The organism is Collinsella sp. AM33-4BH, from assembly GCF_003469205.1.
In the GTDB taxonomy this organism is placed as follows: Bacteria; Actinomycetota; Coriobacteriia; order Coriobacteriales; family Coriobacteriaceae; genus Collinsella.
This window is the reverse complement of record NZ_QSIN01000001.1, coordinates 262,771-279,428: the sequence shown is the minus strand read 5'-3', so window position 1 is coordinate 279,428 and position 16,658 is coordinate 262,771. Positions and strand designations below refer to the sequence as shown.

Sequence of the window (16,658 nt, the reverse complement as noted above, 5' to 3'; positions counted from 1 at the left end):
GTGTTTAGTACTGGCTCTCGTGCTTGCTAAAGAAGTCGAAGCGCGGGGGCAGCGGCTTCACGCGGTGCTCGCCGGGCTTCTCGCCCAGGATCTCCACGAACTCGTCCGTGGAGGCAAAGATGTTATCCCAGCTAAAGAAAGCGACCGGGTCGACGTCGAAGTACTCGCAGATGAGCTCGCAGCCGGCCGGTACAATACCGTGCATCAGGACGGTCGCCACGCGCAGCTCGGTAAAGGCGTCGACAAGGGCCTGCGTCATCGCGGCGTTTGCCTCGTTACCCTCGAGCTTGTTGGCGGCCTTGGAAGCGTCGCTCCAGCGCTTGTTGGCGGCGCGCAGGTAGTCGTCGCACACGGCAAGCGCGCGGTGCGTCTCGAACTTGTACATGGCCTGCTCAAAGGCGAGGGCTGCCTGCTGGGCGGCTTCGACCACGGTGTCAGAAGCGGCACCGGCGGGGATGCAGCCGTTGCGGTAGGGGCTCTCGTCGCCTTCCTTGACGGCGACGCCGTAGAAGCAGCTGCGGGCCAGACGGTTGAACACGCCGGTCAGCAGCGCGCTCTCCTTAAGGGCCGGGTCGATAACGCGCTTGTCGTCGCAGGCGCGTACCTCGTTGCCGTCCTTGTCCTTGCCGGTCACACGCGTGTCGTATGCCTTGGGGCTAAAGCTCACCGGCTTTTCGGATAGGCCGAGCGACAGCCAGTGCGCGCGCATCTGCTCGCAGGTGTAGTGGTTGAGCAGGTCGTCTGCCGGCGGGGGAGGCGTCTGCGAGGACGAGCTGGCCTTTTTGCCCATGTAGAGCAGGTGGTAGCAGGCGCTGACGGTGCTCTGCGTGAGGTCCCAGCCCAGGGCCTCCCACATGGCGGTCTGCGCGATGCAGTAGAAATAGATGTTGTCCTGACCGATGAACTGGTAAATCTGAGCGTCGTCAGAGCACCACCAGTCGCGCCAGTCGAGCGAGCTGTGCTGGTAGGTGGGTGCGGGCACCTGCGTGGAGTCGGCGGCGGGCTCGCCCATGAGGGCGGCATCCTGGGCGGCGACGCCCTCGGTCACGCCGGCGGCCTTGGCATCGCGCGCGAGCACGGTACGCGTATAGCTGATGGGCGCCCACAGGCTCTCGGGCCAGCACCAGCAGGTGACGTCGGAGACGCCATCGACCTCGGGCACCGGAACGCCCCAGTCGATGTTGCCGGTGATGCGGAAGGGCACGAGTGCCTTGCCGCTGCGGAAGCGCACGCCACCGTTGGCGAGCACCGCGTGGGCGTCGTCGCGCTCCTTCCAGCTGGGGAAGGTGACGGTAAAGCTGCTCTTGTTGCCCTCGGGCTCCAGCACGGTGTGCTCGGGGAGCTGGTCCTCGACGGCATCGAAGGCCTCGCGGAACTTGTTCTGGATGTAGAGCTGAGCCGGCAGCAGCCACTCCTCCATGGTCTTGGAGACCACGGAGCGAACCTGCGGGTTCTGGGCGAGCTTGGCGGTGTAGGTCTTCATAAAGTCGAGGTAGGCCGGCAGGTCAAAGTAGAGATTGTCGACCGGGCGCAGCTCGGGCACCTCGCCGGTGAGCTGGCTCTTGGGCGCGATGAGCTCCTCGGGCTCAAACTGGTGGCCCAGATCGCACTCGTCGGCATAAGCCTTCTCGGACTTGCAGCCCTGGATGGGGCAGCGGCCGATGACCTGGCGGCCGTTGAGGAACGTGCCGGCCTTGGCATCGTAGAACTGCAGCGTGGAGCGCTTGGAGATGGTGCCCTGCTCGTGCAGGCGCTCGATAATCTCGGCAGTCACCTCGTTGTGGATCTGGGCCGCCGGCTCAAGGCCCGAGCCGCCGTAGATGTCGCAGCTGATGTTGTAGTTGTTGAGGGTCGCGGCCTGGCGGGAGTGATTGGACTCGACATACTCGCCGATGGACTTGTCGTAGCCCTCGTTCTCCTTGAGCTTGCGGTAGCTCTCCATGATGGGCGAACCGTAGCAGTCGGTGCCCGAGGTGAAGATGACGTTTTCGCGGCCCAGGCGGTCGCGCAGGAAGCGGGCGAAGAAGTCGGCCGGGACAAAGACGCCGCCGACGTGGCCAAAGTGCAGACCCTTGTTGCCGTAGGGCTCGCCGGCGGTAACGATGGCGCGGCGCGGCCAGCTGGGACGGTCGTTCATGGAGTATTTGGATGCCATGGGACTCCTTCGCATATAGGTAAGAGCGCGGCCGGGCACGGGGTTCGGCGGCGCGGTGGTCAATTCGTGCATATCGTTCGACATTATCGCACATGCGGGCGGGTGCGTGGCAGGGGCGCTATCCTAAGATGCTATGAATGAGATTTCCAACATACATGCGTTTGAGGACGAGGTTTTTCTGCACGCTTGCTTCGTGTGGGGGATGGCCGTGATCGCGGTGTTTGCCGTGTGCCTGGTGCCGGTGTTTATGCTGTTGGGCGGGCCTGCGGACTTGGACGCGGCTGAGGCGGGCGGCTGGACCACCGTCGTGGGCTGGATGGTCGGTGTGGCTGCGGTTTCTGCAGCGTCGTTTGCCGTGCACGAGCTGGTGCATGCGGTGTTTTTTAAGCTGCTGGCGCCTGCGGGCGCGCATGTGACCTTTGGCGCGAATCGTGAGACGGCGATGATCTATGCCTGCGCCGAGGGCGTCGTGTATTCGCGTCGGCGGTACATGGCGGTTTGCCTGGCGCCGACGGTTGTTTTGACGGTGGCGTTTGCCCTGGGGTTTGCGTTCTCGGGCTATCCGCTGCTGTGCTACCTGGCGGCTGGTCTGCACTTGTCGGGCTGCGTGGGCGATTGGTATTACGTGCGGACCATCCTGCGCGACCGCCGCATTGTCGCCTGCGAGGATACGTCCTTTGGCGTGCGCTTTTTCGGGTGAGGAGATGTTGATGAGGCCGTTGTTGTTGCACGCTTGCTGTGCGCCGTGCTCACTTGAGCCGGTTCGCTTGCTGCGCGAAGAGGGGTTTGAACCCACGATTTGCTGGACCAACCCCAATATTCAGCCGCGCGATGAATGGCAGCGCCGCTTGGACGAGCTACGCCGGTGGTGTGCCGATGGCGACATCGAGCTCATCGAAGCGGGGGAGGACCGCGAGCGCTGGGAGGCCGGCGTGGCCCCGCTGGGCGCCGATCGACCCCGTCGCTGTCGCGCGTGCTATGCCCTGCGCTTGGCCGAGGCGTGCCGCGTGGCCCAGGAGCGCGGGTTTGAGTTTGTGGGCACGACGCTCGCCGTCTCGCCGTATCAGCTGTTCGATACCTGCAATGATGTTTTGGAGCGTCTGGCTGTCGCCCGCGGTCTCACCCCGGTGATTCGCGATTTTCGCCCGTATTACCCCGAGGCGACACGTCGTTCGCGCGAGCTTGGCATGTATCGGCAGAACTACTGTGGTTGCCGCTTCTCGGCTGTCGAGGCGGCCATGGACCGCGCCCGCATCCGCGACGAGCGCAAAGCCGCCAAAAAGTAGTTCGTTTGGGACGTCAGCCTGCTAGGATGTAGAGCGGACTTTAGCTATATAAGGAGTATCCGACGTGTCTATGCGTACCGATGATTTTGACTACAACCTTCCTGAGGAACTGATTGCCCAGGCTCCTGCCGAGCCGCGCGACTCCTGCCGCCTGCTGGTGGTTGATCGCAAAGGCTCCGAGACAGGAACGCCGCTAGAGCATGGCGGTACCGTTGAGCACCGCATCTTCCGCGACATCATCGACTATATCGAGCCGGGCGATGTGCTCGTCATCAACCAGACGCGCGTGATGCCGGCCCGTCTTATCGGTCGCAAGGCTGGCTCGGGCGGTGTGGTCGAGACGCTGCTGCTCAAGCGCCGCGAGGATGTTGACCCGCTGGGTCACGTTTGGGAGTGCCTGGTCAAGCCGGGCAAGCGCCTGAAGCCCGGTGCTCAGATTGAGTATCGCGCCGGTGGCGCCCATGCGCCCGAGGGGGCTCCCGTGGTGCTGATGGCCGAGGTCATCGACTTTGTCACCGATAGCCGCGGCGGTCGTCTGGTGCGTTTTGAGCCGGCCGGTTGCAATGCCGCCGGTGACCCGCGCACGCTCGACGAGGCCATCCATGCTGCCGGCCACGTGCCGCTGCCGCCTTACATTACCGATTACGAGGGCGATCCCGAGAAGTACCAGACCGTCTACGCCATGAAGGAGGAGCACTCGGCTGCCGCTCCTACGGCGGGTCTGCATTTTACGCCCGAGCTTATGGCTGCCATTGAGGCCAAGGGCGCGAAGTTTGCCGCCGTCGAGCTCGAGGTGGGCATCGATACCTTCCGTTTGGTGGAGGAGGACGATCCCACGCAGCATGTGATGCACACCGAGCGCTACCACGTGTCGCAGGAGGTTGTCGACGCTGTGCATAAGGCTAAGGCCGAGGGGCATCGCGTGATCGCCGTCGGCACCACTGCAGTGCGCTCGCTCGAGAGCGCCTTTGACGCGGATGCCCCGGTGTCCGATCCGGCCGTGACAGCGCGTTATTTTGAAGGCCGTGAGGACGGCGCCGACACGCTCGGCCGCGGTGACATCGTGGTGCGCGAGAACGCGACGACGCAGCTCTACCTCATGCCTGGCTCGACCTATCACGTGGTCGACGCGCTGATCACGAACTTCCACGTGCCGCGCTCTACGCTCATGATGCTCGTGAGCGCGCTGGCCACCCGCGACCAGATCATGGATGCCTACGCCGCTGCTATCGAGGAGCGCTATCGCTTCTTCAGCTTTGGCGACGCGATGCTCATTTGTTAGTTACGCGGTTCTACGAACCGCGTAACCAGTTGACGCTGCAAACGCCCCTAAGCGGCAATCTGACGTTCAATCGTCGGGCATGACCAGAAGGTCAATGCCCTCCTCTTTCACGTCACCTTGCTCGCTTAGGGGCGTTTTCGCTGACTTTGCCAAAGCATCGGCAGGTACTCATTGGGGACGTACTTAAATGAGTGCCTGCAGAATGAGAGTGGATAATCTCCCGTTTTTGGCCTGCTTGGGGGCTCAAAGTGGGAGATTATCCACTCTCGTCATTGGGCTAGTCGTTGGGGACGTTCTTGTTTGACTAGTCGTTTAAGAACGTCCCCAATGACTACTTGCTTGCGAACAGCCAGACTAGGATGATCGCCAGGATTGCGGCGACGATGCAGACGATGGCGCCGGTGAATTTGATGCGTGAGTCGCGGGTGCGCTCTCGTACGTCATCCTCGGTAGCCTCGAGCTGGGCCACTTCGCGCTCGGTTTCGGCGTGTTCGGCTTTGTCTCGGGCCAAGGATCCTGCAAGCGACTCAGTGATCTCTGGGTGGTCGTGCACCTCGGTCGCCTGTTCGATGATCGACTGTGCATGTGCGGCATCTGCTTGGGCGTTGGCGATGGTCTGCTCCTGGTCGCGGCGTGCCTTGTCCTCCGTGGCGATCTTCTCGCGCAGTTCGCGCTGACGAGTCGCGGCGGCAGTCTTCGCCGTCTGCAACTCGTCGCGCGCGGCATCGGCTTCGGTCGTCACGGCTTGGTGCGCGCGTTTTGCGTCGGCGATAGGGGCTTGAGCCTGCTCGACGGCCTGCTCGGCGGCGGCAAGTGAATGCTCAAGATCGGCGGTCACGCGCGGAATGTCTTCCTCGGCCTTGCGGAGGGCGTCGGCAGCGTCGGAGATTTGCATAGACAGCTCGCTGGTGCGCACGGTGTAATTGGCGGGATTTGCCGAAGGGTTGCGCTGCAGCTCGGCATACTCGCGACGCAAGGTCTCGAGCTGTGCGCGCGTAGCATCGGCAGTTTGTCGTGCGGCGGCGACACCGGTATCGCGCTCAGCCTTCACTTTGTCGCGGATGCGCTTGGAATCCTCAAGGCGACGAACCAGGCGGTTGCCGGTCTCGCGCGAACTCGCCTCGCGGGCTTCCACGGCGTCGAGTGCAGCCTTCAGGCGGAGCTCGGTCGCATCGTCCTCTGCCTTCATTTGCTCGAGCTGGCCCTTGAGCTCAGTCGCTTTGGCGGCATGGGCGTCGCGGTCAATCTCGGCGGCCGCAGCGGTCTTTTGTGCCGTGGCGATTGCCTGGCGCTGGTCGGCGATGATCTGATCGTAGCGGCCTGCGATGTCCTGGCGCGTCTCGAGCTCCTCTGCCTGGTCGGCGATGCGCTGCTCAAGCTCGGACAGGTGGGCGCGGGCATCGGCGAGTGCCTTCTTGGCGGCGTTCATCTCGCGCATGGCCGACGCGCCCTGGGCGATAAAAGTGCCCACGGCGTTCGCGGTGTTCGAGACGGCGGTCCCCAGATCGCGGCTCGCGGCGGGGGAGTGCGGGGCGGTCGGGCGAGCGGTGTCGGCAGCGTCCGCATCGGTAGCCTGCGGCGCGGCGATATTGCCGGTGCCGCCTTCGATCACGGAAAAGCCCGCTGCGTGTGGGTCGACCGCGTCGGTGCCGATCGTGGGGTGCTCGAGTTGCAGGAACGAGGGCATGGTGCTGCCCTGGTCGGCAACCGGGGTCTCGCCGGGCACAAACGTCGAGGCGGCCTCGGCAGCTTCCTCTTCCTCGGCGTCGACATCGGCATCGGCGACAGCGTCTTTCATCGCTTTGACGGCATCCATCATGGAGTCCATGACGGCGTCGAGCTCTTCTTCCGAAGACACCTCGATGGGGCCTGCTGCTTGCGGAGCGTTCTCAGCCTTGGGCTCAGTATCGCTCGGGTCCGGCTGCTCTAGCTGCTCTTCTTTGTCTTGCTCTGCGGCGACATTTGCGTCTGCGGCCTCGTCTGCGGCGGCAGGAGCCTCCTCGACAGCGGCATCAATGCCGCCATCGCTTCTGGTGGAAGTATCGCAGTCGTCAATGGTGTCTGCGGAATTATCAATATGCTGTTGAGTCTGGGGGTCCAGCTCGTCTGTCATAGGCATGTGCTCCTCATCGTTGTTTGTCACCCTATGATAAAGTCTCGCGCCGACATCCCGCGCGCTGCAGCAAAGTTTCAAAACGTGTTCGATGGCTCGCGTCGATAGCAAAAACTCGGCCACTTTATCCAGTTTGTACTTGACATTCCCTTCGCCGAAAGACGTTGCGCCGTTCGCCTGCCATGGGCTTTATTTTTCGCTTGAACCCGCTAAAGTTGCATTTCAGCTTTTGGCGCGTGAAGTTGGATGCGCGCAGTCGACGGGCAGGCCCGTCGCGATTTGAAAGGACTTTGTATGGGACTTTTCACTGGTAAGACCGTGATCGTTACCGGCGGCGGCAAGGCCACGCTTAAGGACGGCTCCGCTGGTTCCATCGGCTACGGCATCGATATCGCTTTTGCCAAGGAGGGCGCAAACCTCGTCATCACCGGCCGCAACGTCGCCAAGCTCGAGGCCGCCAAGGAATCCCTCGAGGCCGAGTACGGTGTCAAGGTTCTGCCTGTTCAGGCCGATGTTTCTGCTGGTCAGGACAACGAGGCTGTCGTCCAGAACGTCATCGACAAGGCCATTGAGGAGTTCGGTCGCATCGACGCCGTCGTCAACAACGCTCAGGCCAGCGCCTCGGGCGTGACCATTGCCGATCACACCATGGATCAGTTTAACCTGGCCATTTACTCTGGCCTGTATGCCACCTACCTGTACATGCAGAAGGCCTATCCGCACCTGAAGGAGACCAAGGGCTCCGTGGTCAACTTTGCTTCGGGCGCCGGCCTGTTTGGCAACTACGGCCAGTGCAGCTATGCCGCCGCCAAGGAAGGCATCCGTGGTCTGACTCGCGTTGCCGCCAACGAGTGGGGCAAGGACGGCATCAACGTCAATATCGTTTGCCCGCTTGCTTGGACCGCCGCGCTCGAGAACTTCCAGGATGCCTATCCCGAGGCGTTCAAGGCCAACGTCCACATGCCGCCGGCAGGCCACTACGGCGACGTCGAGAAGGAAATCGGCCGCGTTGTCGTTCAGCTCTGCGGTCCCGACTTTAAGTATATGAACGGCGAGACCGTCACCCTCGAGGGTGGCATGGGCCAGCGTCCGTAGGGTTACGCGGTTTTACCAAACCGCGTAACGGGTCGACGCTGCGCGGTCACCAGGGCGACAACTTGTCATTCAAAGAGGGCGGCATGACCAGAAGGTCAATGCCGCCCTCTTTTCATGCCAATTTGTTCGCCCTGGTGACCGCTCGCTGACGTTGTCAAAACATCGGCGTTGCCAAAATATCGGCGTTGCCGTGGCTGGTAAATAGCTCCACTCATCGGGGACGTACTTAAATGAGTGCCCGCAGAATGAAAGTGGATAATCTCCCGTTTTTGGGCTGTGCTTTGGGCAAAAGTGGGAGATTATCCACGCTCATCCGGTAAGCGTCCAAAAATCCACGCTCACTTGCCGTGTCCCTGCCGTATCCTCCTCGCGCCAGTTTCTGTCGAGTCGGTGCTTCTTGCGGGTTGCCCGTATAATGGTTTGCGTATGAACCGCAACCAAGGAGTTCCAGTTTATGGACCAGAGCCTCTTTAAATTCGACCTTATCGCCGAGGACCCGACCACGCACGCGCGCGCCGGCGTGCTGCATACTCCGCACGGCGACATCGAGACGCCGATCTTTATGCCCGTGGGCACCAAGGCAAACGTCAAGGGTATTCCCACCGAGACCGTCAAGCAGCTCGGTGCCCAGATCGTGCTTGCCAATACCTATCACCTGTCCATGCGTCCCGGCGAGGACACCATCGCCGAGCTGGGCGGACTGCACAAGTTCATGAACTGGCACGGCCCCATCCTCACCGACTCGGGCGGTTTCCAGGTCTTCAGCCACAACGACGCCGTCAAGCTCACCGACGAGGGCGTGCGCTTTATCGTCAACGATTACGACGGCCGCCACGTGTTCTGGACGCCCGAGGACAACATGGAAATCGCCATGAAGCTCGGCTCCGACATCTGCATGCAGCTCGACCAATGCCCCGGCTATCCTGCCACGCGTGCCTATGTCGAGCGCGCCGTGGAGCTGTCGAGTATGTGGGCCGAGCGCTGCTACAAGGCTCATACCCGTGATGACCAGGCACTTTTTGGCATCGTTCAGGGTGGCATGCATCTGGATCTGCGCCTGCGATCGCTGCGCCACCTGGAGGAGTGCGGCGACTTCCCCGGCTACGGCATCGGCGGCTACTCGGTGGGCGAGGACCATGAGACCATGTTCGAGACGCTGGCGCCGCTGGTTTCCGAGTACATGCCTAAGCACAAGCCGCGCTACCTCATGGGCGTCGGCAACCCTACCACGCTCGTGCGCGGCGTTGGCGTGGGCATCGACATGTTCGACTGCGTGCTGCCGACGCGCACTGGCCGCATGGGTACCGCGTTTTCGAGCGAGGGTCGCCTCAACTTCCGCAACGCGCGCTTTGCGCGCGACGACGGCCCCATCGACCCCACCTGCACCTGCCCGGTGTGCACGGGCGGCTACAGCCGCGCGCTCATCCGTCACATGGTCACGCAGAAGGAGATGCTCGGCGGTATTCTGCTGTCGATGCACAACATCTACTACCTGCTCAACCTTATGCAGCGTGCCCGTCAGGCCATTATCGAGGGCCGCTACGGCGCGTTTGTGAGCGACTGGATGAACAGCCCTGCGGCGGTGGACTACTAAGAGCCGCGACCGCTGACCGATGCCTTGCAAGCGCATGATGCATCGTGGATACCATACCGAATAGTTGATGTTCGGGCGGGTGTTTGACGCATGGCGTCGACCCCGCTCGCTTTTCTTTTTCTCGATAGGAGTACCCTTGATTAAGAATGAGAACGTCGAGGGCGAGCCGGCCTACGACGAGACGTACCGACGCGGCCCCGTGGTCATGCGCGGCCCCATGATTCCTAAGGACAACACCTACGCCAACCTGCTGGCGCCCGAGGACTCGACCGACTGGTTGCATGCCGACCCCTGGCGCGTGCTGCGCATTCAGGCCGAGTTTGTCGATGGCTTTGGCGCGCTTGCCGAGCTTGGTCCTGCGGTGACCATCTTCGGCAGTGCCCGCACGCCCAAGACCGATCCGCTCTACAAGGCGGCGCGTACGGTCGGTCGTAAAATCGCCCAGCGCGGCGTGGCGGTTATCACCGGCGGTGGTCCCGGCGTCATGGAGGCGGCCAACAGGGGAGCGGCGAGCGCGAACGGCAAGTCGGTCGGCTTGGGTATCGAGCTTCCGCACGAGCACGGGCTCAACAAATACGTGAACCTCGGTATGGACTTCCGTTACTTCTTTGTGCGCAAGACCATGTTCGTCAAATACAGCTCGGGCGCCATCGTGTTTCCCGGTGGTTTTGGTACGCTCGACGAGATGTTCGAGGTGCTCACGCTGGTGCAGACGCACAAGGTTAAGCGCATGCCGCTCGTTTTGGTGGGCACCGAGTACTGGCGGGGCCTGTTCGACTGGCTTAATGGCCCGGTGATGGACACCGGTATGATCAGCCCGCTCGATCCGGAGCTGGTGCACATTACCGACGACCTCAACGAGGCCGTCGATATCGCCCTGAGCGGGCTGATGTAGGGCGAGCGTGCCTGTCGTTGTAGTGATGAGAAGGCAGGCTGATGCTATTTAGCATCAGCCTGCCTTCTAAATTGGGTATACTGATGCAAAAGACGAGAGCGAGGAGGTCGCGTATGTCTACTGCAACGGTTAAGCCTACGACGGTTCGCATCGAAGAGGGGCTCAAGGAACAGGCGACTGAGTTCTTGGATACGGTTGGTCTGAGTCTCAATTCGTATCTGAACCTTGCTGTTCGGCAGCTGGTAAATCAGCGAAAGATTCCGTTTGAGATTGTGGGTCGGCCCGAAGTTCCCAACGAGGCGACGAGGCGCGCCATGGTGATTGCCGAGGCTCATGAGTTGGGGATTCTGCCAGACGACAGCCCGTCATTCAATAACGCTGATGAGCTTATATCATTCCTCGATGAGGACTAGCGATGTTTGAGATTAAAGTCGAGGCTCAGTTTAAGGCGGATTACAAACGGACGATGCGCATCCATCCGCAGCTAAAAACCGAGTTTAAGGCAGCAGTCGCAGAGCTTGCAGCTCGCGGCTCGCTTCCCGCGGAATATGGCGCCCATGAGCTTTCAAACCCGGGCGGCAATTACAACGGCCACATCGATTTCCATCTATCCGATGGCTTGGTCGATGTGGTCGTTCTGTACTTGCCGCATAAGACTAATCCTGTGATCCGACTGGTGAGAATGGGCTCGCATGAGGAGTTATTTCAGGGCCCGCAGGGCTGATTGCTCGCTTATGTTTCGCGGGGAAATAGGGATTGATTCGCGGCCGATTGGCTAAAACAGCCCCTATTCCACCGTAACTGTTGGAGACGTCCCGTTCGTGGCTGCGACCTCCAGTTCTCCTCTTCGCTGGATTTCGCTTAAAAGCTCGGCTGCAACTTCGCTGCTTTTGAAACGGATGCTGCAGTCCTCTTTCTTAGGAAAGGCCAGTAACGGGATAGTTCCGTACCAGACGGTTTCCTCGTCAATTACTGACGCGCGCAGGCGCCCTTCGGCTTTGATGGAATAGTCGACGTTCATCTCGGTAAAAATCGCTTTCACGTCATTGTGCGGAGTCGAGGCAATTGAAATCTCAAGGGCAATCCCACGGGCGGCGGCGCCTGTGAGTACGGCAGCGAGCTTTGCGAGGCATGCAGCGGATGCGTAGGGCGCGGCAATAAAAATGCTTTTCGTTGCGCGCTCGATGTCATCCGCTAAGGCCTCCACGGCCCTTGCCGGCCTAACGAGGATGTTTTGATCGGCCCGTTTGTTGTCATTTGCTGCAAAGACTTCATACCCCAGCTTGGCGTAGGTCTTGAGTCTCTTCTGGTACATGTGCGCGAGCATGGGTATCGACAAATCAACATAGTCGAATATCTCAACCCGCTGCTTGCCCTCGTGACTTCTATGTAGCCTGCCTGCCTGCTGCGTTATGCTGCCGTCCCAAGATATCGGTGTGGCAATGAGCAGAGTGTCAAGGTAAGACAGGTCGAAACCCTCGCCCAGAAGGCCTTCGGTTGCGATGATAATTCGATGCTCATGCTCGAAGCCGGGAAGGCTGTTCAGTATTGCCTTTCTTTCTTTGGCGTCGATTTCTCCGGTTAAGAGTATAGGTTCGTGTCCGCGGCTTTGAAGCAGCCTACATAGCTCTTCGGCATGTTTTTTCCTTTTGGATAGCACAAGCGGATGTCGACCGTTTGACGCGGTCTCGAGGGCATCGTCGACAATTGCTTCGTTTCTCGCTGTGTGCGCACACAGGAGATCGAGAACTTGATTAAAGGACGCCCCTGGTTCGTAGGCGGGTAGTCGAACTCCGGTAAAACGCGGCCTAACAACGCGCTGAATTCCCTGTTGGATTGCTTGCGTTTTTGGATCAATGACATGGCGAAGCGGGCCGCAGAGCATTGAGAGTGCTCGCGTGAGTCCGTCCGAGCGTTCGGGCGTCGCGGAAAGGCCGTATACATATTTGGCTGGAGCGGATTTGAGGACGAGCTCAAGCTGTGGTGCGGCTGCATGGTGACATTCATCACAGATGATGAGGCCGTAATCACGAACGAACTCCTTGGCTATTGGTTCTCCGGTCTGGGGGTCCTTGCTGGACAGAGACTGGAATGAAGCAATGTCGATGAGATGGCTTATGGTGGTTTTGCCTCCTCCGATTTGGCCAATGAGCGGAGGCTGCCTTTTACTGATTCGTCCTTTTGGGGTTCGAACTGGCTTTCTGTTATCCGTAATGTCGATAAACCGTTCGAGCTGGGATTTCCATTGGGCAATGAGCGCAGTCTTGGGAACGATGACAAGCGTTGGAAGACCGATGGCAGCAATAAGATAGGCCCCAATGACGGTTTTCCCGAAACCCGTCGGCGCGGACATGATCCCGTCTTCATAGTTGAGCATCTGTTCGGCGGCAATTTGCTGTTCAGGGCGAAGAGCCCCTTTAAATGTCATCACAATTGGATTGCCCGACATGCGCTTGTCTGAATAGTGAGCAGAAGCGCCGGCTTCTTGAAGCAGCCGCTCGAGTTGAGCTTTACAGCCTCTGGGAATCGCAACGCAGCCATCTCTAAGTTCACTGAGGTCTATGTACCGCGGTTTGCCAAATACTGATTGGTGCATTGATTGGGCACGGAAGAATTCCGGGTTGGCAAATGTTGCAAGCCTGCGAACCTCCATCTGGGCGGCCGGGCTCAGAGATCTTTCGGTTATGTAGAGCATATCGGCTTGCGTGACGGGTAGCGATGACGGGAAGTCCTGCAGCGTGAGCGGAAGCCGCTTTCGCGGCCTCTGAGAATGTGGCGCGGCGGTGTTTCCCGCCACTGCAGCTGATATTCCATGCGGTTTATTGTCGATGCTTTCGATTAGATTTTGCACCGTTGCATGTGGAACCAGCTGAATTTGTGAAAGGTAAAGCCATTGATCGGGAAAGGGCTCAAATTGCTCGTCAACAAATACACTGTTCCCTTTTCGCTGCGCTTTTCCTTGAAAAGGCAGTGCTATGAGATTTCCGAAGCCGCCCTCAGGAATGGTGGACTGCGCGGGCAGCATCCGGTCAAAAGCTTCAAAGGTGATTGTCTTGTTGAGCGCCGCCGCTTCGGTGATAAGGCTGCTTCCAAATTCTCGTGCGATCTTTGCGCTGGTGAGCTCTAGGAAGAAAAACCAGACATGTGCGCCGTTACCTGATCTCGATCGCTCGACTGCAGCATCGATCCCATGGTTTTTTGCGACAAGCCGAATGGCGTTTGTCGCTTCTTTCCAATCGGCTCCGTCAAAGTCGATGACCAGGACTTTTGTGTTACTGTCACTATCGAGAACGTATTGACCTATGACGTCTCGGAGCCTGTCGTCGTTGCCTTTGAAATGGGCGATGATCGCGGCATCGCTCAGCTTGGGGAAGATGCGGTTGCCGCATTCCGCGCATTTGGTTTTCTGACGATTTACTTTGGGGCAAATGCTTGCCTTCCATTCATTTGCGCAGGCGGGTGTATAGCCGATGCCCCCGTCTTTTCTGCGGTACCCATGAGCGTAAACATCTTTGCGGCCAGTAAAGAGATTGCGAAAGAGTTCCAGTTTGTCGCGCGCTGGGCTCGCACTGGTGACGATTCCTTCGACCTGTGCCCGTCTATCGAAAGATTCGCCAGCTTTCTCCCATTCTTCCAGTGTTGCGTAACGGATGTCTGGACCGTTGCCGCAGATGACGATTTGGCTGTGCGGCTCCGATACATGGGCGACGGTTTTCTTGAATTGGAATAGCGTACCCCCGATGAGGGCGTATTGATGCGTGACGGTGCTCATGTAAATGCCGTTCTTGTCGGAGTTCATTGAAATGAGGGTACGTTATTTTGATTTTTAAGGGACTCGACTCTGATTTTGGTTCGGTGATAGCGGAGTACAGCTCCGTGAGTGGTGTTTGGCTGATGTCAAAATGTGCGGTAGCTGTTGCTGAATGGGTTTTGGCGGCCATGAGGTGGGCTGGAGGCGCAGGAAACTATCCTCGAATAGACCCTGTGGGCAAAAAATGGCAAATATGAGTACTGTGGTTTGAGCAGTAACATATCATCTGGAAAGTATTTAAGACCAATCGATTCGGATTGGATAGAATCAACCCTCTAAACATGGCGATTCGGGACTTTATGACGCTCGGAATTGGCGGAAGATGGCAAATTCAGCCAGATTTCGCTGTTACTAAACTGGTAACAGTACTCATATTTGCCATTTTTTGCCCAGAGGGTATCGCAAGGGGGTTGGACAAAGCATCGATCGCCGCCAATTTCTCGATTAGCTGGTTGGGCGGCAATGAAGTTGCGGCGTAATGGGAAGCGTTTCGCGGCCTTTTGGCTAAAACGGCCCCTTTTCCGCCGCGACTCCTAAAAAGACGCCGGCGCGCCTTGAGTTGCGGCGCGTCGGCGTGATGGCTTTGTTGTGGCTGGGTGTACTTCGGTTGTTCGACGGCTTTGGCATGTCCGATCTTGCCAGGCAAGCCTTTGTTACCGTTTAACGTTTGCCCAGATAAAACCTGCCAAAATAAACCTGTCCCTAATTGGCAGGTTGGTAGCGGGGACAGTAGCTGATGGCGATGGCGTCGACGCCTACGTGGGTGGCGATGGTGCAGCCGATGGGGCCGGTGCCGGCGTCTACGTAGTTCTGGCCTGCGAGCGCTTGGTTAACGAGCTCCTGCTCCTCGGCAGCACCGGTCGTGAGCACGCGCACGCTGGAGCCCGGGTGCTCGGTCAAAAATTCGAGGCAGTCAGCCATGGTGTTCGCAACGATGCGCTTGGCACCGCGGCCCTTCTTGACGGCCTTGATTTCGCCTGACTTCCACTCCGGCGAAACGGCCAGGCGAATGTTGAACATCTGCGTGAGCTGGCCGGCGAGTTTGGGCGCGCGGCCGTTCTTAACGAGGTTCTCGAGTGTGCGGGGAATCAGTAGCAGGTGTGCATCGGGCAGCGTCGCGCGGATCTGCGCCTCGGTCTCGTCCAGGCTGCGGCCGTCCTCGCGCATGGCGAGCGCGTACTCCACCAGCAGACCCTCGGCGCCCGAACCGGTGCGCGAATCGATGCAGCGCACGTCGAGCTCGTGGGTCTCGGCCGTCAGGCTGGCGTTGGCATAGCAGGCAGACCACTCGCTGCATAGCGAGATAAAGATGGCGCTATCATGGCCGTCGGCGCGCACGCGGTCAAAGAGCGCCTTGAACTCGCCGGCGCTCGGCTGCGATGTGTGCGGCAACTGCTCGGAACCAGCCATGCGGGCGATGTATTCCTCGGCGGTAATCTGCACCTGGTCGAGCAGGTCCTCGCCCTCGATAATCACATGCAGCGGAATCACGTAAATGCCGAGCTCTTGAGCACGAGCGGGGGAGATGTCCGACGTGGAGTCGGTTATGATGGCAAAAGACATAATTGCACCTTTCGTTGGGGCGCTTGCGCGCCGCCTTCTGAGAGCAAAGTGCGACAAGTATAGTAGAGTCGTTCCACATTACTAGGTTCAATTGTTGAATAGTCAACAGTTTGAAGTGTCGGTGTGGAAATCGTCAACTGGGGAAGAGAGGGTGCCAGTGGAGCAGCTGGAGATATGCAAGCGGTCGGTTGTGCTGTTTGATTTCGATGGCACGGTGGCCGATACAGGCCGGGCGGTGATGACCTCGACGCGCAAGACGCTGGCTGTGCGCGGGTTTTCGGAGGCGCAGATGGGTGATCTGCGCCGCATGATTGGGCCGCCCCTGTGGAAGAGCTTTCACGACTTTTATGGCTTCTCGCGCGAGGAGTCGCTTGTGGTGGCCGACGAGTACCGTGCCTTTTTTGATGAGCTGGGACCGGAAGAGTACCCTGTGTTCGATGGAATTTCCGAGCTGCTGGATGGGTTGGCCGCCCAGGGGCATCGCTTGGCCGTGGCGACGTCGCGCATGGAGGCAAAGTGCATCGACATGGTGGGCGAGCTGGGGCTTTCTCAGTTTAAGGCAGTGGTTGGCATGAATCCGCCGCAGGGACGCGAGACCAAGGCCGATTCGGTCCGCGATGCCCTGGCGGCGCTCGGTGCGACGGCGGACGATGCCGTGATGATCGGCGATCGCTTTAACGATGTGGAGGGCGCGCACGCAATGGGCGTGCCGTGCATCGGCATCTATTCGGGCGCGGCGGCGCCGGGTGAGCATGAGGCCGCGGGCGCCGATGCGGTGGTGCACTCGGTGGCCGAGCTTGCTAAACTTTTCGCTATATAAGTATGTGATGTGAGGGGCGGGCACGCTCGCCGCTCATTGGTAAG

At 59.7% G+C, this 16,658-nt stretch carries 13 protein-coding genes; 9 read left to right on the top strand and 4 right to left on the bottom strand.

The window, feature by feature from the left end:
- Positions 1 to 4 precede the first annotated feature (4 nt).
- Complete coding sequence (locus DW821_RS01245) at positions 5 to 2,155, bottom strand: methionine--tRNA ligase (RefSeq protein WP_055250885.1); 2,151 nt, start codon at positions 2,153 to 2,155, stop codon at positions 5 to 7.
- Between the two features lie 133 nt (positions 2,156 to 2,288).
- On the opposite strand from DW821_RS01245, the gene DW821_RS01240 reads away from it, so the two are divergent.
- The 3 genes from DW821_RS01240 to queA all read left to right on the top strand — a co-directional run bounded on the left by DW821_RS01240 (position 2,289) and on the right by queA (position 4,723).
- On the top strand, positions 2,289 to 2,855 hold the full coding sequence (locus DW821_RS01240) for a DUF3267 domain-containing protein (RefSeq protein ID WP_117758769.1): 567 nt from the start codon (positions 2,289 to 2,291) through the stop codon (positions 2,853 to 2,855).
- Positions 2,856 to 2,865: 10 nt separating this feature from the next.
- Positions 2,866 to 3,441 (top strand): epoxyqueuosine reductase QueH, encoded by a 576-nt coding sequence (locus DW821_RS01235; protein ID WP_118065103.1) that lies wholly within the window; start codon positions 2,866 to 2,868, stop codon positions 3,439 to 3,441.
- Positions 3,442 to 3,511: 70 nt separating this feature from the next.
- Positions 3,512 to 4,723: a tRNA preQ1(34) S-adenosylmethionine ribosyltransferase-isomerase QueA gene (gene queA / locus DW821_RS01230; RefSeq protein WP_118065101.1), complete on the top strand. Its 1,212-nt coding sequence runs from the start codon at positions 3,512 to 3,514 to the stop codon at positions 4,721 to 4,723.
- A 331-nt stretch (positions 4,724 to 5,054) separates the two neighbouring features.
- On the opposite strand, the gene DW821_RS01225 is transcribed toward queA, so the two are convergent.
- On the bottom strand, positions 5,055 to 6,836 hold the full coding sequence (locus tag DW821_RS01225; RefSeq protein WP_118065099.1) for a hypothetical protein: 1,782 nt from the start codon (positions 6,834 to 6,836) through the stop codon (positions 5,055 to 5,057).
- Positions 6,837 to 7,130: 294 nt separating this feature from the next.
- On the opposite strand from DW821_RS01225, the gene DW821_RS01220 reads away from it, so the two are divergent.
- The 5 genes from DW821_RS01220 to DW821_RS01200 all read left to right on the top strand — a co-directional run bounded on the left by DW821_RS01220 (position 7,131) and on the right by DW821_RS01200 (position 11,144).
- On the top strand, positions 7,131 to 7,931 hold the full coding sequence (locus DW821_RS01220) for an SDR family NAD(P)-dependent oxidoreductase (RefSeq protein ID WP_006235414.1): 801 nt from the start codon (positions 7,131 to 7,133) through the stop codon (positions 7,929 to 7,931).
- Positions 7,932 to 8,385: 454 nt separating this feature from the next.
- A complete protein-coding gene (gene tgt / locus DW821_RS01215; protein ID WP_118065097.1) occupies positions 8,386 to 9,525 on the top strand; it encodes a tRNA guanosine(34) transglycosylase Tgt in 1,140 nt (379 codons plus the stop codon).
- Positions 9,526 to 9,730: 205 nt separating this feature from the next.
- Entirely contained in the window at positions 9,731 to 10,420 is a 690-nt protein-coding gene (locus tag DW821_RS01210; RefSeq protein WP_369831358.1) for a TIGR00730 family Rossman fold protein, read from the top strand.
- Positions 10,421 to 10,533: 113 nt separating this feature from the next.
- On the top strand, positions 10,534 to 10,833 hold the full coding sequence (locus DW821_RS01205; RefSeq protein ID WP_117637361.1) for a type II toxin-antitoxin system RelB/DinJ family antitoxin: 300 nt from the start codon (positions 10,534 to 10,536) through the stop codon (positions 10,831 to 10,833).
- A gap of 2 nt (positions 10,834 to 10,835) precedes the next feature.
- On the top strand, positions 10,836 to 11,144 hold the full coding sequence (locus DW821_RS01200; RefSeq protein ID WP_117637301.1) for a type II toxin-antitoxin system YafQ family toxin: 309 nt from the start codon (positions 10,836 to 10,838) through the stop codon (positions 11,142 to 11,144).
- Between the two features lie 63 nt (positions 11,145 to 11,207).
- On the opposite strand, the gene DW821_RS01195 is transcribed toward DW821_RS01200, so the two are convergent.
- Positions 11,208 to 14,192 carry a DEAD/DEAH box helicase family protein gene (locus tag DW821_RS01195; RefSeq protein ID WP_158567521.1) on the bottom strand — a complete coding sequence of 995 codons (2,985 nt, stop codon included), beginning with the start codon at positions 14,190 to 14,192 and terminating at the stop codon, positions 11,208 to 11,210.
- Positions 14,193 to 14,933: 741 nt separating this feature from the next.
- Positions 14,934 to 15,794: a DegV family protein gene (locus tag DW821_RS01185; RefSeq protein WP_118065093.1), complete on the bottom strand. Its 861-nt coding sequence runs from the start codon at positions 15,792 to 15,794 to the stop codon at positions 14,934 to 14,936.
- A gap of 151 nt (positions 15,795 to 15,945) precedes the next feature.
- Here DW821_RS01185 and DW821_RS01180 point away from each other — a divergent pair, with 151 nt between their 5' ends.
- The gene (locus tag DW821_RS01180; RefSeq protein WP_118065091.1) at positions 15,946 to 16,614 is read left to right on the top strand and encodes an HAD hydrolase-like protein; all 669 of its coding nucleotides are present in this window, start codon (positions 15,946 to 15,948) and stop codon (positions 16,612 to 16,614) included.
- The last annotated feature ends 44 nt before the right edge of the window (positions 16,615 to 16,658 follow it).